The organism is Heliobacterium mobile (assembly GCF_009720735.1).
In the GTDB taxonomy this organism is placed as follows: Bacteria; Bacillota; Desulfitobacteriia; order Heliobacteriales; family Heliobacteriaceae; genus Heliobacterium; species Heliobacterium mobile.
In genome coordinates this window covers 1-23,728 of record NZ_WNKU01000027.1, presented here as the reverse complement: position 1 = coordinate 23,728, position 23,728 = coordinate 1, and the positions used below count along the sequence as shown (strand labels likewise).

The following is a 23,728-nucleotide window of genomic DNA, read 5'->3' as shown; positions in this document are numbered from 1 at the left end:
CTTGCTTTCACCTTACTTGCTTGACCTGATTCCCTCTTACTTATTTGCATCGCCATGCTCGCGCTCACTTACACACCGAGGGCTTCGCCGCGCAATGCGAAGAGATCCCGTAGCTCCGCAGTGGACAGTTCGGTCAGCCAATCTTCCCCGGTGCCTACGACTTGTTCGGCCAGTTCCTGTTTCCGCTGGATCATTTCATCGACTTTTTCTTCCATCGTTCCGGCACAGATGAACTTATGCACCTGTACGTTGTTCTTTTGTCCGATGCGGTACGCCCGGTCTGTCGCCTGATTTTCAACCGCCGGGTTCCACCAGCGGTCATAATGGAAGACGTGATTGGCGCGGGTCAGGTTCAAACCGGTTCCACCGGCTTTGAGCGACAAGAGGAACAGAGGCGGTCCATCGGCTGCATTTTGAAAGCGTTCGACCATTTCGTCGCGCCGCTTTTTGGGTACTCCGCCATGCAGGAAAAGCACTTCTCGACCGAAGGTTTCTTCCAGATGTTTTTTCAAAATGTGACCCATCTCGGTAAACTGGGTGAAGATGAGCGCCCGCTCTCCCGTAGCGAGAACTTCTTCCACCATTTCTGTCAACCGCGCGAGTTTTCCGGAACGACCGCCGAGATCGGAGTTATCACCTAAAAACTGTGCCGGATGGTTGCAGATCTGCTTGAACAGCGATAACAAACGCAAGATGATCCCTTTGCGCCGAATTCCGTCACTGCCTTCGAGTTCCTCCATGGCATCCTGCAGAACTGCTGCATAAAGGAAGGATTGTTCTTTCGTCAGTGTGCAGTAGACTTTCATTTCCAGCTTATCGGGCAAATCGCGGATGATCGACGGATCACTCTTGAGGCGGCGCAGCACAAAGGGACTCGTCAATTTTTTCAAGCGCTCCATCGCTTCGGCATCACGAGATTTTTGAATGGGCAAAAAGAATTTGCGGCGAAATTCACTGATTACCCCCAAGAATCCCGGATTGAGAAACTCCATGATCGACCAGAGATCGCCGACGTTGTTTTCCACGGGCGTCCCTGTCAAGGCGATGCGAAATCCCGCCTGCAAACTGCGAGACGCTTTCGCTTGTTTCGTTTCGGCATTTTTGATGTTTTGGGCTTCATCCAGAATAATTCCACCCCACTCCACCGAACGCAGCGCCTCCAAATCCCGCTGGACTAAGGCATAGCTGGAAATGACCAGCGCTGACCGGTCGACATCTTCCCGGAAGAGGTCTCCCCGCCGGCGGTCAGCACCGTGATGGACGACGACCGGCAGATCCGGCGTGAACCGGGCCGCCTCTTTTTGCCAGTTGCCGATGACCGAGGTGGGACAGATCAGCAGTACAGGGCGAGGTTCCGCAGTGGATTGACGATAGCGCTGGAGCAGAGCCAGTGTTTGAACGGTTTTCCCCAAGCCCATGTCATCAGCCAGACAGGCACCCAGTCCCCATCGTTGGAGAAAGGTGAGCCAAGAGTAGCCCCGTCGCTGATAGGGCCGTAAGGTACCGTGAAAATCTTCCGGTTCCGGCAATTCCGCAAAGGGCACATTCCCTTGCAACTGATCGAGCAGTTGCCCCATTTCCCCCTCTGCCGTTACGCCTTCGAGGTCAATGGGCAACGGAATCTCTTTGACGCCGAGCGTCATCTCGATAACATCGCGCACCGTGCTTGGGTGAGCGCTTTTTTTCTTCCAATAGTCCAGCGTTTTAGCCATCTCAGCCGCATCCAGTTGAATCCACTGTCCCCGGTACTGGATGAGCGGTGATTTCAACCGGGCCAATTCTTGCAACTCTGTGACCGAGATCGAGTCGTCCCCCAATAGAAGCTGCCAATCCACTTGGACGAGATCGGACAAGGACAGCCCCCCTCCCCCTTGCAAGGAAGGACTCTGAACATGGGCTCGAGCCCGCAGGCGCATCTTCGTTCCTTTCGGCGTCCACCACGCTGGAAGCTGTACGCCAAATCCTGCTGCCTCCAACGCAGGCCCATCGTTCGTGAGAAATGCATAGGCCTTGTCGGTGTCCAGTTCAAACCCGGCCGGCGCCGGGTCATGCAAGCTTTGTTCGACGGGGGGACAGAGGCCGGAAGCTTGTCCAAGCGCCTGCAGTGCCAGTTCCCGGACTTGACCAGGAGTCCAGGCGCTGCCTCTCTCTTCCAATGGCAGCTTGTAACGCCAGGTCTTTTTCCAGATTGATTCAACAGGAAAAAGCAGACTTCCATCATGGCGTCCTTGCAGCAAGAAACGAACGTACCACCCTGCAGGCGCTGCAGGGGCTGCTTTTTTTACTGCCTTACGGGAATTTTCCTTACTGCCACGTTCGCGAAGGCCACTATCACTAATGTCTCTATCGCTAATGCCGCTCTCGCTACCGCCGTCAGGGATAACTCCCGTTTGGGGCTCTTCGAGGCGGAAGGTGAGTCGCATCGGTGCCGATGCCAGCTGGTAGAGACGGCGTTGCCAATCATAGTTCTGTTCGATGAGCCGCTTAATCTCATCTTTGTCTCCTCGAAGGATCCGGTTAGGGCCAGTCAACGCTTCTATCCATGCATCATGAACGGTGCCGGTCTGTCCCTTTGAAGCTTTTACCGTCTTTGGCTTGCCCACCGCACCTGGCGCGATCGCCGGTTTTTGAGAAAGATCCTGCTCTCTTGCCCAGAGATCCACCAATGTGCCGGTAAACTCCGTCAGCACCGCGAGGGAAGACCGATCCGGTTCACCGTTTTGGTCTCCCGGTGTCAACGCTCGACAAACGGGGGGCATGGCGTGAGCCAACTGCAACCGTTGGGCGGCACTCTCTCCCAGATAGAGCGGGCGCCAAAGGGCTTGATAGTCATCACCAACCGGCTCTATCTGCGGCAAGTACTGTTGTTTCGCGATCAAGACCGCAGCAAAACGGCTCGCCTCCGTCCAGTACCGCAAATCGTCACCGATGATCACGCCCGGCGTCCACAAGGATTTCTCGGCAAAAGCGCAGAGCAGTTTCCCCATATCCCCGCCGGAGAAGGCGAGGGCGGAAAGACTCCATGGCCGGAGCGCGATGGTGTCTTCGGTTGGCACATCCCCCATGAGCGAGCTCGAGGGGATCGGCCCTGCTTCTGTTGAAGGAACCCAGAGGGTTACCTTTTTAGGTAATGCATGGAGGGAGCCCCCCCTTGGCCACCCATCCTCAGCTGCCTTCAAAATATCTCCCAGATGGGCTGCACCCACATCAAAGGGAAACGGTTCCAGCCGTGGCTCTTTCGGTTTTCGCCCGCGACGTTTCAACGGTTGCCAGTCGTCATCGGGTCGCCTTTCTCCCCAGAGCAATAACTGTTCATCATAAAAACCGGCGTGCAGGATAATCATAGCCCTATCCTCTCTGTAGTCAGACCTTTTTGTAAATCTTTTTGTAGATGTTTATTTCATTCGACTTATTTATGCATACACCTACTCTATATTCAGAAAAAACCAGGCAAGTTCAATTGTATAATGAACTTTATTTCCATATCATTGCCAAAAAATTTCCTTTTTTTACTTAAATTCATTTCGATCCCTTATTATATACGCAGGGTTTTGAAGGCAAATAAAACTGTTCAGGCAACCGTTGAAGCACAGGATATAGGACTGCGAGTCCGGATAAAATTTTTATTTTTCAGGTTGTCATTCCGGTTCATAGATTTCACACGGAGGACACAATTCCAGGCATCAATGAGCAGGCAGCTTCTGTAACTCGTAATACTCGATGTCTGCTCGTTACTGGAATTGGATAAAGCGACTTGGCAAAAAGAAAGCGCTCGTAGCTTTGGGTCATACAATACTTCGCATCATATTTCATATTCTTCTGACCAAAAAACCATATATCGAGCTAGGCGCAGACTACCTCGAACGTTTTTGTCAAGAGAAAGAGAAACGACGGGAAGCTCATATGATCCGTTTGCTTGAAGTCAAAGGATTTAAGGTAACTCCAGCATCAGCGAAGTAAGAATCCATTTACGTTTAGCACTTTTACAGGGAAAAATAAATGACTTTAGAAACTGGTAAGCATTCTTCTTAGAAGCAATTCACAGATCTTCACACCATCCATTAGTAAAATAATGTTGTTTTCCGCCAATCATTTGGCGTCATCATCAAAGTCATCGGCCAGCGACATCACACAGCCATCCGCATCTGGTTCGACGGCCATACCGGACGTACTTGTCAAGTTGACCTTTATTACCTACCCGGAGGAGGGTCGGCTGCTCGGGATGGCGGCCTTTCATTTGACGGCAACGGCGGCGATTATTGGGGTCGTGTAAAATATAGTCAAATGATTTAAAAGCCCGCCGGATTACGGCGAGCTTATTTATTCCCGAGGGGAGCCCCATACTTCATGGTCTGGAAGCACATATTGAATATTCTATTTTGCTGCGGCCATTCCCATAGATTAGGTTGCGTTCTCTCTTTGGCGATTTGTTTACGGCTTATCCGCGCCTTCCGTCGTATTTACATCCCGGATCTCCTGAAAAAGAATATCCCTTACCGATAAGAACAGCGGGTCATCTTCTTCGACCAATTCACCAATAACATTTTCGAATATTTTCTTAACGTCTCTCGCCCTTAGTGTGGAAGATCCGGTGCCTCTGCGTTGATAGGCAGTGGTCCAGTCGGGCTTTGGTTCATGAATCAATTCCTCAATCACAAATCGATTTAACTGCGTGCTGATCGCCCGCCTCATTTCGGATTTGAGCGCATCCTGATCTTTTTCCGAGGCTCCATCCTGGAAAGTTACATACTCATCGATAAACTGAGCGATCGTCTCCTTAGCCTTATCTAGCATATCCGTGGCCGGGTATAGTCCGTCGTATCCATACTCAGTATTCATTATCCGTTTTGTCATCGCCTTTATCCGTGTGTAGTTTTCTTTTCGATATGTGCTGTTGACGTTTAAGCCAAGGATCCCATCCCACTTATTATAAAAGTCTTTCATATTCCGGCGAAAGAGCAGATGTAACTTATGCTCATCGACAATAGAGATAATCTCTCTTTGTACGTTCCGCCCAATCTCCTTTTGGGGCACTAACCCTGCTTGGCTAAGGGATTTCATTAGCTTTCGCAGCTCGCTTACAGTGGCTGCATTTCCTTTAGGCGAAACGATTTTTTGAATGGAACCGACGAAAAATACCCTTTCATCCAGACGGTGCCGAAGGCTTCGAATCGCCGATGGTCCACATAACGCAGCGATGTGGGTGATGCCGTTTTCGAGAGAACTGAGCACGTGTTCCCGTCTTGCCATAACACCGGGTAGACTATCCCCTTTGACGCCATCAAAGTGAGTGAAGCAAATAAATAACTTATCTTCTTGCCCGCTGGAGACCATTTCTTTGATGAGCGCGGTTGGACCCGGCGTGACCGCTTGTGTGGCGTTATCTACTAACAGTACGGCGTCTACTTGTTCAATTTTTTTAATAAGTTCCGTCGGCAGGGCTGTATTGTCTGAGGCCTGGTGAAATAGTCCTTCCCCATCCATGAAAACAAGCTTTGGATAACCTTCGTCATGCCAAATCGGTTTGAAAGGCCCGCTGAGCCGAACGCCTTGGACAAGTGGAGTAAGTAGTTCACCATGGTAGGACTTGTGATTCCCGGTGATCCGTTTCAGAATATCAATGACTTCACTTCGATTTGTGCTGGTGAAGGTCCAGCACACCGGCCATTCCTCTGGGCCGATTTCCCAGTTACCGGTGGTGATATAGTCAAACCTTTTCTTCACTTCAATGAGTACGCTTTCCAGGATCATACGAAAGGTAGGGCTCGTTGAAAACGTTTCCTCAAACCGTAAAAACTTTTCTTCATCGCTTGAAAAGGACAGCTCCAGTTGTTCCGTACCGCTTGGACTCCCATCACCGTCAAAGGAACCTTGAAGTTTATTCCAAGCATCTGTGCTTTTGGATTTTAGTTCATCAATTAAAACTTTGAGCCTTTCTTCTTGTTCTCGCCGTATCTTTGAAGTGGTTTCCGTTTCATCAAAATCATCATCATTTCCATCCTCGTCATCATCGTCGTCTATCAGTCCCTGGTCTTTTTCCAGTTTAACGTTTCCTAGGATATAGTTCAGACGAAATCGCTCTTCCGGGTGAACGATAAAACGTTGCACAACCTTATGGTCTGATTCCCCTTCTATGTGGGCTTTTGCTGCGTTCATCAAGCACTCGCTTATGTACGTTCGGATTTTTTCAATGGAAAAGAATGTGACAATGACGTTGTATTCAATTGTTTCTTGAATGATCAGTTCCATATCGCATACGGTGGTTTTTCCCGGAGCAGTTGAAGGAAACCGATCCTTCTTTGGGTGCGATCCAATCATCTGGCGAAGCAACGTTGTTTTTCCTGCCCCAGTGACGCCAAGTAATAGGACTGTTGAATATCCTTCTTCCTTTGATGGCAACGGAATGAAGGAGTTTCTGATTTCTATGGGGGTTCTCTGGCTGCTTACTTCCATGTTCATTGGCTCCTTTCGTCTCGTTCGTACCGTTTGAAAGCACTATTCTTAGGGTAGCTAACTTCGGCAGTACAGTACGATAGTAGACAAACCTTTCCGGTATTTATCTTATGACGGCTTATCCATTTCAAGACTGTTGGTATGGGCTATCCAAGTGGAGCACTACATTAAGCTCTTCCCGTGTACCATCGTGAGACGGATATACAGCGCGTTTGCAACCGGCATCTACCGACCGAGGCTATAGGAAATATGTAAAATAGGAAAGAGGTCTTGCTCACAAGCAAAACCTCTTTTTTGTTTTCTACATATCTATATCAGCGTTCCATAGGATCGGCGACAGGGCTTTACAAACTAACACTCTAGCTCAGAAAGAATATTGAAAATTATGGATAAATTATAATATAATCCCTCAAGGTAATCCCTTACGGTCACTGTGCTTTTTACTCCACTTTTGCAAAGGGGAGTTCGCCCATGCCGAAAGCTGAACGCAAGCAAGGGAAAAAAACGTCTCCGTTTATTGAAGAGCAGACCCGACTGTCCAAAGTACAGTCGGAGCTCCAAAAAATCATAAAGCAACATGGAGCAGAAATCGAAAAACTTAAGATCATGGATAACCCCTACGATGAGACAACCAACCGTTGGCTACGGAAGAAAGATCAAGATCACCTTTCCCTACAACAATTTGTCGAGCGCCTTTCTCAATCGCCCTATTTGATGCGTGCCGATTTTCTCGAAGACGGTCATAACACGAAACTTATAGTATATGTGACAGAGCAGGATCTGCGCACTCGGGAAAGCTTAGAAAAAACACTCATGTCTTTCGATCAAAATCCACTGATTCAATTCCAACTCACCTCATGGCACAGTCCTTTTGCCGCAGCGATACGGTCTCAAGCCGGTATCGGGCGAATTCGTTATTACAACAATCTTGGCAAACCGATATCCGGGTGTACATCCCTAAAACGTCGGATTCGCATCGAAAAGGGCATGCTCCTCGAGGTTCATAACCTCAGTCGTTCTGAATCAGGCGATTCTTTTTTAAATGAAGTATTGCGGAGCAATACATATCCCCATGCCCGGAAAATTATTGCCACCGTTCAAGCCGAACAGATGAAGATCATCTCTGCCCCATTTGGGCGAAGCATTCTTCTTCAAGGGACGGTCGGTTCCGGAAAAACCGCAGTGCTTCTACACCGCCTGGCCTACCTATATCTCAACAATCAACTGGCCTTAGAGCAAACACTCGTGATAAGCCCAACGCGTTTACTGTCTCAGTATATGGCGGGCATCAATGTGCCGGGTTTTACTCCGTCAAAAATTCAATGGGCTACCTATGAAGACTTCGTACTATCGGTCACCGAATTAGCTGTGGTTCTGATGGAAGATCATTATGAAATCTTATCTACAGACATTCCCCATCCGCAGATTCTTACCCATTGGATTAACCATTCGATCACCACTTCCCGCGTTAAGGGATCTCTGGAATTTGGGGAACGAATTGCAGCGTTCCTCGTCGCTTATACGCACAAAGAATATGTTACCTATGTAAGAGACATCGTTTTTCCAACATATCGAGGCATCTTTATGCTTACTCGAGAAGAACAATTGCGTCTATGGGAAGAGCAAATTCCTACCCAACCCTTTACTCATCGCATCAAAAAAATTCAAGAGTTCATCCATAAACGCTTTTCAAGCTTTGTCCTCACCGGAAACCCGCTCGAAGAGGATGAGCAAAAAGCTACTGAGGCCATCGATGAATTCCATAAAAGGTGGCATCCCTATCTGGATGGTTTCCCTCGTCCATCTCCTATCCGGGTCTATATGGATTTCCTAATATCTTTAATCGGTCAAGAGTATTTACATCAACCGGTGTCCGATTGGGGACTCACAATCGATTTGTTGAAAGCAGGAAAAATTCGCCGCGAAGACCTTGCCCCCATTTGCTATATCCACCTATGGTTGAATGGAAGCCACCGGACCTTTCAACACATCGCCATTGACGAAGTCCAGGATATGAATCCGCTCGAGCTTCAAACCCTTTCGCTCTGTATGAACAAACCACGGTTTACGCTCGTCGGGGATCCTGCCCAAAATACGGTTCCCCACCGCGGCCTCGGTAACGTTTGGCATGGGCTATGCGATCTTCCCTTCTTCGGAGAGAAAAAAGCGCTGTTTTTCTCCTTAACGACCAACTACCGTTCCACCCAGGAAATTACCACCTTAGCCAACCAAGTCCTCCCGGAAAATACCCAAAAGAGCAATCCCTTTCCCCGTTCAGGGTTAGCCCCGATGTATCAAAAAGCCGAAACCTTTGAGCAGGCAATCATCACCGCCCATCGGACGATTCGAACATGGCTTACGCATAAACAGCACTTCTGGATCGCCATCATCACAGGGAGCATTCGGGAAAGCCGGCAAGTCTATGCAGAGCTGCAGCATCAGCCCAATGGCGTTAACACCTATACATTTGCCTCTTCACAGACATCGGAGCGAAACACCCCCTGCCTGATTATCGATAGTTATCAGGCCAAAGGATTAGAATTAGATGCCGTCATCGCCTGGGATGTTTCCAGTACGAATTACAAAGATACCGATGAAGACAGAAAGCGTTTGCACTTCGTCTTCACACGGGCACTTCATGAACTCATGATCGTACATATCGGTCCTCCTTCACCCCTCGTACCTGCTAGCCTGTCTTCCAGTCTTGGCTCCTCCGTTCCCCCTGAAGTAATCCCAGCCGTTAAGGAAAAGCTCAATCCCGTCGCACTGCAAGTAAATATTTTTGAACATTTACGACAGTTGCTCCAGCAGAAGCTCACACAGCAAAAAATTACACTGAAGCTACCTCCTGCAGGTACTCACTCTACTTCTTATCAAATTTCCACCAATACCTCCGGGGTATATTTTGAATGGTCATTTCAGCAGCGGGAAAAAGCTTTAACGGTAGGAATCCACCTTGAGTGCAAAGACCGTTCCCGAAATGAGCACTATTGCCAAATAATCACGAGGCGTTATGGATCTTCCCTGGAGAAAAAAGCGGGAACAAAGTTAGAACGTACAAAATACTCCGGATATATTCAACTGTTTTTCAAGCGAAAGAGCGATGAGTTCATTTCGCCAGATGAATTCCACCTTTGGGCCGTAGAGACGATGGCGTATATATGTCTGAAATTTTATCGGGGGATTACGGTGGAAAATGTGTAGTATGGAGGCGAAAAAAAGTCCCCTAAACTTGAAACGGCCCAAAACTCGTCTTATCATTTCCTTTCGAAATCGTTTTGAAGCCGCTGATGAACTTGGGATAAAGCTTTATAGTAATCGCCTTTGATTTGATATAAAGCCAAGTTAAGCCGCTCTTCATTGAACGTATAGATAAGGGTACGCCTGCTTTCTAACATTTCCGTCCATGTATCACCGTCTCCAATCAGCTCACAGCGGCATGCTTCCTCTATCACATCCCTGGGGAAATTGGCTATGACTTCTTTGGCCTCGAGATAATCCTTTAATGTTTTCCAAGCTAATTCTAAGGCGTATTTAAACCGCTGAATTAAACCTTCTTTCTCGAGCAAATTCAGTTGATCATAAGCTACGATCGCCTCTTGAAACTGACCATAGGCTTTGTGGAAATTCTCAAACCGTTGACGCCAGCGCATCTCTTTTGGGTTCAATAATTCTCTCCCCCCTTATACTTTTGGTCAGCAAGTCGCTTTTATAAGCTTTTACCCCATCACAGAAATATTTCGCCTGGGAACTCGGCATAGTTGACGTGTTCAACGTAGTTAAACCTGCTCCAAGTATCAATGCAAGCCCAGAACACCGGTGGTAGGATAAACTAAAGATGTTGCTAGCATTACTTGGAATTATTTTGTAATATACCATTATGGGACCACATCTTATCTTTACTTCATATAAAAGGGGTGTCATCATTGGACCATCAAATGCCCTTTCCATTCATGCACCTTTCCGTAAGAGTTCCATGGCATGACGGTGGATGGAACGGAACCGTATGTACGCATCCACAAGAAAATACCAGTTGTCTACGATTGAAACGAATCAGCGAAGAAAAAGATGATGCCCAAGAATTAGCCGTTGCTGGGAAGAGCATCGCCGACCTCCCGAACGAACAATGGCCTCCTTGTGCGCTCGAGCGTGGAATGTTTATGGCCGACTTTGAATATCACAGAATCGCCAAGCATCCTCTGGCTGAATTCAATAGGCAAACTCACGGTCATTTTCGGCCTACTCCACTTCGATATCCCCCCTATTCTGTCGCGTCCGTCCCCTTTCGCTGGATGCTCAAAGTGAGCAAAGACGAGCTTGAATCGGTTTATCCTCTACAGCTAGATGAAAACAGAGAACCGCCACTGAACTTCAAAAATAACTGGTGGCAAGAAAAATCGAACCAAAAACAACTTCTCGACTGCTTTCACAGTCACCTACAGCCGGGCTCTCTCTGTTTTTTATACGCGAAACAAGTCCCCTTTGTGGAAGATCACCGGCGGGTTATCATTGGGATTGGCCGAATAAACCACATCGGTGAAGCCATCGAATATGAGACCAATGGTTCTAATGACTTCGGAGCGTCTCTTTGGGAGACCATGGTACAGCACAGCATTCGTCCCGACTTTACCGACGGTTTTATCTTCCCTTATCAAGAAATCTTTGCTCGCGTAAAAGAGCAGCCTGACTTCGACTATACCCCCATGATCGCCTTTGCGCCGGTAGAAAAAATGCTGGAGTTCTCCTATACCAGCGAACATGTTAGTCAAGATACAGCAATCGAATGCCTCATCACCTGTGCGGAAGCGCTTCATGCCATCAAAAAAGAGTTTGAGGGCCCTTGGGATCAATGTCTGCAATGGATTGACGAGCGCATCTCGGAAATTTGGCAGGCTCGCGGCCCCTTCCCCGGTCTAGGTGCATGCCTTACGGCGTTTGGGATTAAACTGGGGAACTTCGTCGCCCAAGCTCTCCATGAAAACCTTACAGAAGATCAGTCGATCTGGGATTTGGTCGATCAGCTGTTCCGTGATCCCTCGTCCTTGCTGCCGCCTGCCCTCGTCAAAAATGTCGGGCCTGAACTTCAAAAGGCGTGGCAGTCATTACCACCTACGCGCCGCAGCCTCTTTCAACTGCTGTGCCGGTTCAACCTGACGATAGCTCAAGCCTGCTTGCTCTATATTCCGGAACTCCGAAGAAAGCAAGGATTAGCTACTACCGATGAACAGATCATCGAGAATCCCTATCTGATTTATGAGCAAACCCGGCTCCTCCTCGAACCGGTTTCTTTCTGGACCATCGATAAAGGGATGCTCCCAGACGAAAGCATCCAAACAAAATATCCAATCCCAGAACCATCGGCCTTACAATCTGATTTTGATCCACGAAGAATCCGCGCCGCAGCCATTCAGATCCTGGAAGAGGCCGCCGAAAGCGGTCACAGTCTCCTTCCCAAATCAGACGTGATTGCAGCAATTCAAAACCTGCCGATTCCTACATTAAAACACGTTCATAATGACATCATCGCCATCATAGAACCTGGCTTTTCTCCAGAAATCGTCTTTGTGGAGATGGCAGTCGGGGAACGGGCCTATCAACTAAAACGCTACGAAGAAATCGGCTCGCTTGTTCGCGATAAGATTCGCAAACGGACGAAAGGAAAGCGCCACAGCATCCACGCAGACTGGCGGCAATTGCTTAATGACCAGCTGGATAAAACCGATGGTCACAACGATTCCGATGATACCGAACTGGATCCTCTCGAAGAACAGGCTCGCATAGAAAAATCGGCGATTTTAAAGGAACTGGCCGAGTCGAGGTTCTCTGTACTTATCGGCCCGGCCGGGACCGGAAAGACGACGCTGCTTTCCGTCCTCATATCGCAGGCGCAAATTCACCAGGGCGGCGTTCTCCTACTCGCTCCGACCGGAAAAGCCCGTGTCCGCTTAGAATCCGTCGCAAAGGAAGCAAAAATCGAAGCCTATACAGTTGCACAATTTTTGGGCCGTCGTAAGCGCTATGATTACCAGACCTGCCGCTTTTTCCTGCGACATGAAAAAGGCGAACCAACTCCAGAGACAGTGATCGTAGATGAAGCCTCCATGTTAACGGAAGATATGTTAGGCGCTCTTCTTGAGTCGATGGAAGGGGTAAAGCGGCTTATCCTAGCCGGTGACCCCAAGCAACTTCCTCCGATCGGAACCGGGCGTCCCTTCGTAGATATCGTTTCCTATTTAACACCGGAAAATAATAATCAGACCTTCCCAAAAGTCGGAAATGGATACGGCCAGTTAACCATCCCTCGCCGCCAAAGCGAAGACAAAGACGACAATGATGTGGATAGTAAAAATGACGACACTGGCGGAAACCTTCGCGCTGACCTCCGTCTCGCCCAATGGTTTGCCCAAGAGAAGGTAGCTCCCTCGGAAGATGAACTTTTTGATCCCGGTTTTTCTTTTAACGATTCTGAGCATCTTCGCTTTATCCAATGGGAACGAGAAGAAGAGCTTCCGGAGATATTAAAACAGGTGATCATTGAAGAACTAAACCTAACCGATGAAACGGATGAGCGCCAGTTTGACATTTCGCTCGGCGGAGTCATCGACGGCAAATATATCTCCTTTCAAACGGACCTGAAAGAAAACGGAAAACATTCCCCGGCCAAAGGCGTGGAAAACTGGCAGATTCTTTCCCCCGTAAACAACTCTATCTTCGGTGTTACACGAATTAACCGCTTCATCCACCAAACCTTTCGAAAACAAAAAATGGCTTCTGCCCAAAAAAGATTTAACCGGTACTTCCCCAAACCCATGGGGCCAGAAAAACTGGTCTATGGCGATAAGGTGATTAACACCTATAATCACGGCAGAGATTATATTTATCCGAAAGACGGTCTTCGCTACATCGCCAATGGGGAAATTGGATTAGTCGTCGGACAGTTTGCGAAAAATGCTAGCCACTTCAACGTTGAGTTTGCCTCTCAACCGGGATATACGTACGAATTTAAATCTTCTGACTTTAGCGATGAAGGGAATCCCCTCCTCGAACTGGCCTATGCCCTGACGGTACATAAATCCCAAGGCAGTGAATTTGGCCTTGTCATCTTCATCATGCCGAAACATTCACAGCTCTTGTCCCCAGAGCTTTTGTATACGGCCCTCACCCGGCAAAAAAATAGAATCGTCATCCTGCATCAGGGACCCCGAACGGAAATGCTCAAGTATGCATCGAGCAAGTACTCCGAAACGGCTCGGCGCTACACCAATCTCTTTGAAGCCCCAAAAATGTTTAACTTCAAAGGGATATACTTAGAGGACCGCCTAATCCATCGAACAGTCCGTGGGGAGCTGGTCCGTTCGAAATCGGAAGTGATCATCGCCGATCTTCTGCATATGCACAACCTAAACTACACCTATGAAAAGGAATTAAAAATCGATGATGACGTGAAACTTCCGGATTTTACGATCGAAGATGATGATTCAGGAACGATATACTACTGGGAACATCTTGGCATGCTTCACGATCCGGCCTATAAGCGACGGTGGGAAGCGAAGCTTGCTTGGTACAGAGCCAAGGGAATCTTTCCTATTGAAGAGGGCGGGAATCTTATCATAACGGAGGACGACGCCCGGGGTGGAATTGACTCGGCGGTGATACAGCGGATTATTGAAGAATTAAAAGACGATGACTGATGCAAAAAGGTAGGGCGTTCACTGAATTGCCCTACCTTTTATTATCCCTCCACGCATTTTAACCTATTTATTCGTCATTTCCACTTCCCAATCCTCATCACTCAGCCCGACTATATTCACCACTTGCTTACAAAAACGGAGAATCGTACTTGCTGATCCGTTTACTTCGCAGTAGATCCCAAACTCTTCTGCTTCTAAAAGGGATCGATACGAATTTTGAGAGAAACCCTTATAATGCGGATCAACAAAGGTTTATTCTTGCTATAAAAACTAATTACGTATGGAAATGGTAGCTATAATGAAATAGCAAGTACCACAAGCCTTATGCATGCATGTTAAGCCCATAACATCGGTGTTCTTACCGAAATTATGGGCTTTTTTTGTTTTACCTAAAGTGATTCTATTACATTCAGCAAAGTCTGGTAACTATCCACATCATGGTACTTAACACCGCTTGTGGAAATCTCATTGAACAGTTTCTTTGCGCATGAAATCTTAGCTTTTTCAATTTCATCAGTACGACTCATCTCACCGAACTTTGTTGATTTCATACTACCTTTAGTCTCTGCGATAAAGAAAATATGCTTCACAGTACCTTTTTTAAACGAAATGGCCCAATCTGGGGAGTAATTACCTACGGGAGTTGGGATATAAAACCCTCGTGGCCCTCTCGGCAGTTTCGCGTAAACTATTACTTCATCTGCAGTATCTAAATCCTCAACGAATCGTCGCTCAACGCTTTCAGTTGATGTTCCATCCGTAAAGACGTAATCCTGAATTGCATGCTTAGCCTTGAATGCCTTTGCATATTCATCGGAGGCTCGACCCATATTGAAGATGGCCTGCGAGTATGGTCCCTCTGCACTCGGTGTGTAGGTAATATGTTCCACCACAACTGATGCTTTTTGCCGGTTGATAATGCCTGAGACTTTTGTAATAAACTCCTCGGGGTTTTCCCGGAACATCCATAATTTTTCACGTGAGATGCCATTCAAAATTGCTGTTGTCGTCTTGCGCGTCAGAGTCGTGCCTTCAGCGATCTTCCCTATAAGATCATACTCAGCAGAACTACCCTGCGCACGATCAAGTTTTTTTGTTTCAGTATGCTTTACATTGAATTCTGTGACTGTCTGCTCGCCTTTTATTAATCTATATGTCAAACTGGCTACCCGCAGTTCGCTATTTATGGCAGCAATAGATTTTTGAATGAGCTCCGCACTGTCGAATTCCACAGTATAAGCATATTTTTGGTTGATTCGATCCCATAGTTCTTTGAAGTCTTTCCAGTTTTCATTTATCGGGTTATCTTTGACCTTCGTTTCATGTCCATTTCCTGTCATATCATTCAAGATACTTGGGTCGAAGATTGACTGTACAAGCTTATGGATGTTTTCTTCAAGTGGGGCCAGTTCCTGCTTAAGAGGAGCCAAATTCCCACTTTCAACGGCAAGTCGGTAGGTATCTGTAACCCCGCCAGTATCGTTAACATAATAGTTACAAGCAAGGTAATGGTATATGGCCGTTGCCTCTGCAGCTGTAATGGTGTGCGTATCTTCTCCAATCTTGATATTCCTACCGGCAAAATATTCGGGACTTACCTTAGTCGGACGCTCATAAAGGTTGGACTTAATTTCTCTCTGTAAATCCGCAACAAATCCTGCATAACTTTCACTTGCGATAACCGTCAGAACGTTTATTCCATGAACAAGTGTCTCCCCGCAAACGTCAAGATCTTGTCTCTCGCCAGTACTGTTGACACAAAGCCGCAGGCCACGGCCGACTTCTTGCCGCTTTGCCGTCGCATTATCCGAATGCTTCAATGTACAAATCTGAAATACATTCGGATTATCCCAACCCTCTCGAAGTGCAGAGTGCGAGAATATAAACCTCGTTGGTTCTTCGAAGGAGAGCAAGCGTTCCTTATTCTTAAGAATGAGATCATAAGCGGAAATATCGTCCGAGAATTCGCTTCCACGCTTGACCGTACTGTTCACAGATCTCCCTTTTTTATCTATCGAAAAGTAGCCTCGATGGGTTTCGTAGGTTTCGATTTCCCGCAAGTACGCTTGATACGCTGCAGGAAATAAGGTCATTCGTTCATTCAGTGCTGCAGTGTACTCTTCTTCAAAAATACGTCCATATTCGCCGAGGATTTCCTCTCCATCCTCACCATATTGGCGGTAGTTTGCTACCTCGTCAATAAAGAAGAGAGTCAAGCACTTTATACCTTGCTCAAACAGCTTTTCCTCTTTATCGAAATGCGAAGCTATCGTCTCACGGATTTGGATACGGCGGATATCGTCCTCGTTGACATTTCCACTTGCCTCACCCGCTGCCAAGCTATCGCCATTAGAGAACGTAACCAAGGATCGTATCGGGTCTACTTCAGCAACTGAAATACCTCTATATTCCTCCAATCCGTTTGAAGCAGTATACAGGCTGTCACCTACGCCGAGGATTAGTGTTTCGCGTTTAATGCCGCTGCCACGTTTTACCTCTAACTCCAAGCGGGCACGTGGCGGCTTCTTTCGGTCGATAATGATGCCGGTAAGATACATATATCTGTTCGTACCGCTGAGATTTTTTAGTTCAAAGCCCTTTACTTCAATTTTTTTAACAAGCTTCTTTTTGTAAGCGTCAAGCGCATCAAGGACGTAAACGAGATTATGGGATGTCTTATGCGTAGCAGAATAGTTCAGCGAAAACAGTGGGTTAAAGTTTTTCTTCAATGCATTCTGCGTCGCTACTCCACCCATTTTTTGCGGTTCGTCCAGAATAATAATCGGGCGGTTCGCCTTGATTACGTCAATCGGGCGACGTGAACCGAACTCATCCCGCTTGGTATAGATAATACGAGCAGCCTCATTACCGCTCCTGCCTTCGACATTCTTATCCTCATTCATTGTGGTATTGAATGCTTGTGTATTAATGATCATTGCATTTATACCGGAGTTTTGCGAAAACTCATCAAGCTGATGCAGATTCGAGGAATTATACACAAAAAACCGAGCCTTAATTCCATATAATTCCATAAAGTGTTCCTGCATCATCTCGAATGATTTTTTTACTCCCTCACGGATAGCGATGCTCGGAACAACAACGATATACTTACTCCATCCGTATGCCTTGTGGAGTTCAAACATTGTCTTTATATAGACATATGTTTTGCCCGTACCTGTTTCCATTTCGACATCAAGAGATACCGCGCCAAGCCCAGCGGCAAGTCCCGTCGAGTATTTAATGTTGTTATCAGTCTGGACGGCACGTATATTCTTCAGCAACTCCTCTGCCGTGAGTTCTACGTCGGCATTGCGGTAAGCAGCTTCAAGAATTTCAGTTTCTTCAGCAGTCAGTTCGTCGCGTGTATTATAGTATTTATCTGCAAGCCTATTCCGCTTTTCCTCCTCTGTCTCACCAAATAAGCTTGATTCCCCAGATTTTTGCATGATTGTTCCCTTGCGTTTACCAAGGTCAAGTCGGTACTTGCTCATACCGTAGTTTGGCTGGCCTGCAAAAACCTTGACTACACTTTCGGCAGCTTCTGTCTGAAAAGGCTGTATTTTAAACTTGAATTTCATCTACAGTACCCTCCTTATCGTGCTCGGGCTGTAGGTGGAAAACACTTGCTCGAAGTTGACCATTGCGCTATCGTTCAAAAAACTGCTGTCGCGGAATACGGCGTAGTACGGTTTTTTCTTTGCAATCTCTGTTATCAGGGTTGTATCAACCTTCCCAAAGCAGGCAATCAGGTAATTATCGTCTACATTAAACGTATTACCATCCTGCTTGATTTTTGCCGAAAGCGGTATTCCAAGATCAAGCATAACCTGGAAGAGCAAGTCCTCATCAGAACGGTCAGGCTTGATATTATCCATGAAACCCTCTAAGTCAAAGCTCATCTGAGCGTACCCTACAGGAGTATAGTACACATCTTTCATATTGCTGCTGTCGAGTATAAGGACGCGGAAGCCTGTGTCCAAATTTTCAATGCCTTCCTTGTCCTTGTTGTCTTCTTTAATTTTCTTTCCGGCGCGACGTATGCGCTCCTTACCAATATCACAAATGTTTTTGAATCCAGCTTTGTAGGCTTCACTATCATTCGTACAGATTACTGGAAGTTGTACCATAATAAATTTCCGTTTGCCACCGTCCTCTGCGTTGAGCTGCATTACCGCGTGAGCCGTGGTGGAGGAGCCTGAAAAGAAGTCGAGGATAATTGGATTATCGCTTGTATCTAACATTTCAATACAGCGTTTAACTAAATAAACGGGCTTTGCATAATCAAAGGCACCGCTGACCAATAATTCCTTAACCTCTATTGTTCCGTTCTGATAATTTATCTCTTTCTCCTCCCATAATGATTTTGCTTTTGTGCGCCTTTCTGCTCCTCTGTCAAGAAAGTCTTTTTGGAAAATATCCCAAACATCTTCGCCATTACGACGCACCGGCTTTGCAATCAATTCGTCTATTGAAGTTTTTATTTTCTCTTTACTCCAACGCCAAGAGCCATCATCGCCTGTTGAGGGTTGTATTGGTAAAACTGATTCGGTATATTCGGAGTTCTGTATTAATGAAACATTGCCATTCGTAGGGTTTGCAAATATAGGGAAATACAAATTAGGACGCTCACTTCTGCGCCAGAATCCACCACGTTGTCTTAGACCAAGAAGTCTATATGCTCTGCCATTTTCTGAATACTTATATTCACTTTCCATTTCTTCAGAAAGTTGATGTCCGATAATAGCCGACTGTTGAATGTTTTTTGAGAAAACAATAATGTATTCGTGTAACCCAGCTAACTGAGATTCGGACTGTGAGCCCCGAGGATTACTTTTTACTACTATTTGTCCTACAAAATTTACGCTTCCAAACACCTCGTTGCAAACTTTCTTTAAATTTTCCACTTCATTATCGTCAATAGAAATAAAAATAACCCCATCATCAGTCAGTAGATCTCTCGCAATTCGTAGCCGTGGATAAATCATATTCAGCCAATCGGTGTGAAAACGCCCATTACTATCAAGATTTGGCGTAAGGCGGTTACCCTGCTCGTCGTATTGCATGTCGCGGCGTAAGAATTCACCAGTTTCCTCAGCAAAATCATCCTCGTAAATGAAGTCCTTTCCTGTGTTATAGGGTGGATCGATATATATCATCTTTACACGGTTTAAATAAGTCTCACGGAGCAGTTTCAGCACATCAAGGTTATCGCCCTCTATATAAAGATTTTCGGTGTTGACAAAGTCCACGCTTTCCTCACGGCAAGGACGCAAAGTTGCTGCAATTGGTGCGTTAGCCAAAAGCACAGACTTCTTTTTATCTGGCCAGGTGAACTGATAGCGTTCCTCTTTACCCGAAACAACTCGGTTATTTATCTCCTGCGCAAGTACATCTGCGTCAATCGCTCGAACAACCTCACCGTTTTCATCTATAGTTTCGGTGATGGCGTTAGGGAACAGCGCAGCAAGCGCGGCGAATTTGCCATCAGCAATGTTTGGGGTTTGCATTTTCAGTTTATCCATTTACTATTTCCTCCAATTTCGCTCTCAGTTTTTTTACTTCATTCGCAAGCTCCCATTTACGGCGGGGCTGCCTTTCGTTCATCGCCTTCTTTTCAAGTGCGGCGATCTGTTTTGTCAGCTTTTCCTTACGTTCATTCGCTACGATGGTATCATCAAGGCCTTTGCCACTCGTGAGGTCAATACCGCCGATTTCAGCAATGATGTTTTCCCATACTACACCAAGGTCAAGCCCTCGCAGGTTGAGCTTCCATTCGTCAAACTTTTTTCTCTCTGACATAAGCACTCGCTCGGCACGGTAAACAGCGAGACGCATTGTGTCTTCATATTGCAGGGCAAACACCATACGCTGATCAATCAACTTAGATAGGAGAACGATGTTCTTCTTATCGCACTCGTCGGTTTTCAGTGTGACGAGAATGATATACACCGCTGAAACATCCGCACTCGCTGGAACGCTTACCGTTTGCGGTGAAATCTCCGCTACTATCGCAAGGCGGCTTATTTGCTCGTCAAACAGCTTTCTGTCGGCTGGGTTTGGCTTGAACTTGTAAAACACAGCCTTCTTTGGGAGCAGCTTGTTAATCTCCGTAGATTTTGGTAGTCCGAACATCTATCCCACCTCACTTCACTGCAAGAAAGCAGACCAGTTCAAAATCGTCCAAACCGTCAATCGTGTTTGCAGCAAGGGATATTTGTTTGCCGGAAAGGAAGCCATCGATGGAGTCATTCTCATTCAGTTCTACAATCGATTTCACGGCAAAATACAGAAGGTCTGAGTAATGCCGCATATTCCTTCCATCCTTTGTCTCGGAATTGAACTGTCCACAGAGTTCACGATTCGGCTCTGCTTTTCCCTTGCATAGCTTGCGAAAAGCATCGAGCAGTTTTTTCGGCTGCAAGTGATCGATATGAATGACAGAGCCATCACGGACATAAACCATGTAAAACGGGTGCAATTGGTTCTTGTTCTGTGCGTTTATATTTGCATTTCGATTTTTCAATACGAATATTGTACCGTTCGGTGTGTCTTCATTACCTTTTACGACAGCGTGAAGACCAAATGGAACTGTATCTAAATTGTCGTGGTTTTTGACATATTCGAGCAGGTCAAGCCTGAACTCGTTAAGGCCCAAGTCCATAATTGAAACACCCGATTGCATCTCTTCAATATCTACTACCTCATTTTGCAACTTTTTGAGCTGTGCCTTACGGTATTCAAGATCACCCTGCTCCGCTGGATCAATCGGGTTATCGTCACCCGTAGAAGTCATCACCGATGCTTTCATACGGGCTTCCACCCGTCCTTTTAGTTCAAGGTACTTGTCCAAGTCAATATTAGGCCAGAAGTTTACAAGTTGAATCGTTTCATTGCGGCTTCCGATACGGTCGACACGGCCGAAACGCTGAATAATGCGTACCGGGTTCCAATGTATATCGTAGTTCACACAATAGTCGCAGTCCTGCAAATTCTGACCTTCAGAGATGCAGTCCGTCGCAATAAGAATATCTATTTCATTATGGTTGTTAGGCATAAGCAGAGCCTTGTCCTTTGACACCGGTGAAAAGAGCGTAAGTATTGTATTCATATCGGTATGTTTCAGTTTCACAGTAGTTTTGCCATCGGTCGTACCGGTTATCATTGCCACGTTAAGTCTGAAACTTTCTTTAATAATTGGTGCGACTTGTGCGTAGAGGTAATCCACGGTATCCGAAAATGCCGAAAAAATCAGTACCTTTTTATTGTCTTCATTAAACGGATTCCTGACTTTTTCAGCGATCAGGTTAAGGAGCGTCTGTAACTTTGTATCATGTTTGGGTGTAATATCTTTAATCATCGTCGACAAAAGTTCGAGAATATCCGAATCTGCAGATAACCTTTCACGCCATGAGACATAGTCCATATCGCTAAGGTCAATGTCTACCTTCTTGCCACCGCTCTCGAAGAAATCCGTATTGCGGTCGTCACTGTCGAATTCATTTTCGGATATTTCCTGTGCATTTATAATTTTTTTACTTCCGCTTTCATAAGCGTAAATGGTAGCGATAGTGCTATCAATCAAGCTCTTCACACGTTCGATCGTAATACGGAAAGAGTAAACAGAGCTTTCGAGTCGCTTTAGAAGATTAATGCACATTAAACGACGGATACCACTTTCACGTCCGGCACGGTCAATGTTCACGCTCGGGTCAATATATTTGGCCCGCTTACTGTCGAGTAAAAAATCGGTCGGTACGTAAACAGCGAGGTTAAGCTTCATTAAAAGATCATAAATCTCGTCATAATCGATAGCCGTAGGCAGGTCTGTTAGCTTTGGTCGCAAAGCAAGTGGTTTACGCCTTTCAGGAAATTTGCCTATCGCTGCCATGTCGTAATATTTCTCTATATGTTTGCGCGAACGAGCTATTGTAACGCTGTCAAGCATAGTGAAGAAGTCGAAATCCAAAGAGCGCAGAAGATTTTCTGTGGTTCGCTCCTCAGGGTCGAGTTTACTCCACTTATTAAAAACAGCCTGAGCGTTGCGGAATATAACATCAATCGGCTTTGCAGCATCCAGCTTGTCATTTATCAGTGCAGGATTTCCCTCATAAGCAAGTTCGATCTGATGCCGCAGGTCAGAGAAACCATTGTTGACAGGAGTCGCCGAAAGCATAAGCACCTTCGTCTTGATGCCTTTACGGATAACCTTGTTTAACAGTTGCAGATAACGGTTCTCTCGCTTGGTGTCACCCCGTCCAGAATAATCACCGCCATTGCGGAAATTATGGCTCTCATCAATAACAACAAGATCATAATTACTCCAGTTGAGTTTAGTAAGGTCTATACTGCCAGAAAAGCCACGCTCACGAGATAAGTCAGTATGATATAGAACGTCATACCGTAAGCGGTCTTCCGCTATGGGGTTATTAAGGTAATTCTCTTTGAATGTACGCCAGTTGTCACCAAGCTTCTTGGGGCAGAGTACAAGTACATTACGATTGCGAAGCTCGTAATATTTGATGACAGCGAGAGCAGTAAAGGTTTTACCTAAACCAACACTGTCTGCGAGAATACATCCATTGAACTTTTCAAGTTTGTTAACTATAGCAAGAACAGCATCCTTCTGGAAGTCATACAGCTTTCCCCAAATTTTTGATTCCTTAAATCCTGTGGCTTCGTTCGGCAACACATCCTCGCTAATATCGGACAGAAACTCATTAAAAATATTATAGATAGCGACAAAGTAAACAAACTCGGGAGAATTCTCGTTATATGCTGCAGTTATGCCTTCGATGACTTGATCAGTTACATCCTGAAGCAGATTCTTGTCATTCCATATTTGTTCAAACATCTTAACATATTCGTCCGCAAGAGGAGCTTCAATTCGGTTAACGAGATTCATTATATTGTTTCCACGTTCGCAGCCTAAATCCGAGGTTGTAAATGAGTTCAACGGCGAATACGCTATTGATTCGGAAGGCTTAACGACACTTAAAAAACTCCCCATGGTTCCACCTGTCACATTGGAACGGAAACTAACCTTCTTCCGTATCCACTCAGCACACTCACGAGCAATTGCCTTTTGAGTCAGTTCATTACGAAGTTTTACTTCAAATTCAGTTCCGTATAGGGAACGCTCTCGGTTAAGCTGCGGAATATAAAATTCTCGCTTTCTCCTTGGGACCTTTTCTTGCAGAAATGTTGGCGAGGTGAAAACAAAGCGCAACTCGTCAATACCGTTCAGTTGTTTTTTAAGTGCCTCATAAGCATATATTGAAAAACAAGCTGCAGCTATCGAGACCTTATCACCTTTCGATAGTGTTGCCGCCAAGTCGTCTTTGACGGTTTTATTCACGTTATCAAGAATTTGCATATGTTTCCCCCTCGTTTACAATGGTTTTCATTTATTTCTCAATCTCTGCACTTTTGCCTCTATCCACCCACGCATCTACTTCAGATATCTTGAACTTACATTCGTGTTCGGTTAACTAGTAATCGCATGGTAATAAATGTTATTTAAAGGTTTTTTCATAATTATGTCGAAAGTATAAGTAGAATAATGCTTATGTTGGAGGCATCAATAA

The 23,728-nt window shown here is 46.0% G+C and carries 10 protein-coding genes; 3 read left to right on the top strand and 7 right to left on the bottom strand.

What is annotated here, in order from left to right; all coding sequences use genetic code 11:
- Positions 1-68 precede the first annotated feature (68 nt).
- Positions 69-3,344: a DEAD/DEAH box helicase gene (locus GJ688_RS16330; protein WP_155477603.1), complete on the bottom strand. Its 3,276-nt coding sequence runs from the start codon at positions 3,342-3,344 to the stop codon at positions 69-71.
- A 728-nt stretch (positions 3,345-4,072) separates the two neighbouring features.
- Here GJ688_RS16330 and GJ688_RS16320 point away from each other — a divergent pair.
- Positions 4,073-4,273 (top strand): hypothetical protein, encoded by a 201-nt coding sequence (locus tag GJ688_RS16320; RefSeq protein WP_170292088.1) that lies wholly within the window; start codon positions 4,073-4,075, stop codon positions 4,271-4,273.
- Between the two features lie 158 nt (positions 4,274-4,431).
- Here the strand turns inward: GJ688_RS16320 and GJ688_RS16315 are convergent, their stop codons facing one another.
- Positions 4,432-6,453: a P-loop NTPase family protein gene (locus tag GJ688_RS16315; protein ID WP_155477600.1), complete on the bottom strand. Its 2,022-nt coding sequence runs from the start codon at positions 6,451-6,453 to the stop codon at positions 4,432-4,434.
- A 471-nt stretch (positions 6,454-6,924) separates the two neighbouring features.
- Between GJ688_RS16315 and GJ688_RS16310 the strand changes: the two genes are divergently transcribed.
- Entirely contained in the window at positions 6,925-9,657 is a 2,733-nt protein-coding gene (locus GJ688_RS16310) for an ATP-binding domain-containing protein (protein ID WP_155477599.1), read from the top strand.
- Positions 9,658-9,710: 53 nt separating this feature from the next.
- On the opposite strand, the gene GJ688_RS16305 is transcribed toward GJ688_RS16310, so the two are convergent.
- Positions 9,711-10,121, bottom strand: coding sequence for an HI0074 family nucleotidyltransferase substrate-binding subunit (locus GJ688_RS16305; RefSeq protein WP_155477598.1), 411 nt, complete (start codon positions 10,119-10,121; stop codon positions 9,711-9,713).
- 258 nt (positions 10,122-10,379) lie between these two features.
- Here GJ688_RS16305 and GJ688_RS16300 point away from each other — a divergent pair, with 258 nt between their 5' ends.
- A complete protein-coding gene (locus GJ688_RS16300; RefSeq protein WP_155477597.1) occupies positions 10,380-14,144 on the top strand; it encodes an AAA family ATPase in 3,765 nt (1,254 codons plus the stop codon).
- 389 nt (positions 14,145-14,533) lie between these two features.
- On the opposite strand, the gene GJ688_RS16295 is transcribed toward GJ688_RS16300, so the two are convergent.
- From GJ688_RS16295 to GJ688_RS16280, 4 genes are read right to left on the bottom strand one after another with little or no spacing between them, the layout of a single operon-like run.
- On the bottom strand, positions 14,534-17,722 hold the full coding sequence (locus GJ688_RS16295; protein ID WP_155477596.1) for a type III restriction-modification system endonuclease: 3,189 nt from the start codon (positions 17,720-17,722) through the stop codon (positions 14,534-14,536).
- Positions 17,723-19,666, bottom strand: coding sequence for a site-specific DNA-methyltransferase (locus GJ688_RS16290; protein ID WP_155477595.1), 1,944 nt, complete (start codon positions 19,664-19,666; stop codon positions 17,723-17,725).
- Positions 19,659-20,276 carry a DUF4391 domain-containing protein gene (locus tag GJ688_RS16285; RefSeq protein WP_155477594.1) on the bottom strand — a complete coding sequence of 206 codons (618 nt, stop codon included), beginning with the start codon at positions 20,274-20,276 and terminating at the stop codon, positions 19,659-19,661. The genes GJ688_RS16290 and GJ688_RS16285 overlap by 8 nt, the downstream gene beginning before the upstream one ends.
- Before the next feature lie 10 nt (positions 20,277-20,286).
- Positions 20,287-23,517: a helicase-related protein gene (locus GJ688_RS16280; RefSeq protein ID WP_155477593.1), complete on the bottom strand. Its 3,231-nt coding sequence runs from the start codon at positions 23,515-23,517 to the stop codon at positions 20,287-20,289.
- Positions 23,518-23,728 lie beyond the last annotated feature (211 nt).

What these genes read in the sequence shown, in the direction of transcription:
- GJ688_RS16320 (WP_170292088.1), top strand. Translation starts at nt 4,073, where the DNA reads ATGTTGTTTTCCGCCAATCATTTGGCGTCATCATCAAAGTCATCGGCC.
- GJ688_RS16285 (WP_155477594.1), bottom strand. Translation starts at nt 20,276, where the DNA reads ATGTTCGGACTACCAAAATCTACGGAGATTAACAAGCTGCTCCCAAAG.
- GJ688_RS16330 (WP_155477603.1), bottom strand. Translation starts at nt 3,344, where the DNA reads ATGATTATCCTGCACGCCGGTTTTTATGATGAACAGTTATTGCTCTGG.
- GJ688_RS16280 (WP_155477593.1), bottom strand. Translation starts at nt 23,517, where the DNA reads ATGCAAATTCTTGATAACGTGAATAAAACCGTCAAAGACGACTTGGCG.
- GJ688_RS16290 (WP_155477595.1), bottom strand. Translation starts at nt 19,666, where the DNA reads ATGGATAAACTGAAAATGCAAACCCCAAACATTGCTGATGGCAAATTC.
- GJ688_RS16315 (WP_155477600.1), bottom strand. Translation starts at nt 6,453, where the DNA reads ATGGAAGTAAGCAGCCAGAGAACCCCCATAGAAATCAGAAACTCCTTC.
- GJ688_RS16295 (WP_155477596.1), bottom strand. Translation starts at nt 17,722, where the DNA reads ATGAAATTCAAGTTTAAAATACAGCCTTTTCAGACAGAAGCTGCCGAA.
- GJ688_RS16310 (WP_155477599.1), top strand. Translation starts at nt 6,925, where the DNA reads ATGCCGAAAGCTGAACGCAAGCAAGGGAAAAAAACGTCTCCGTTTATT.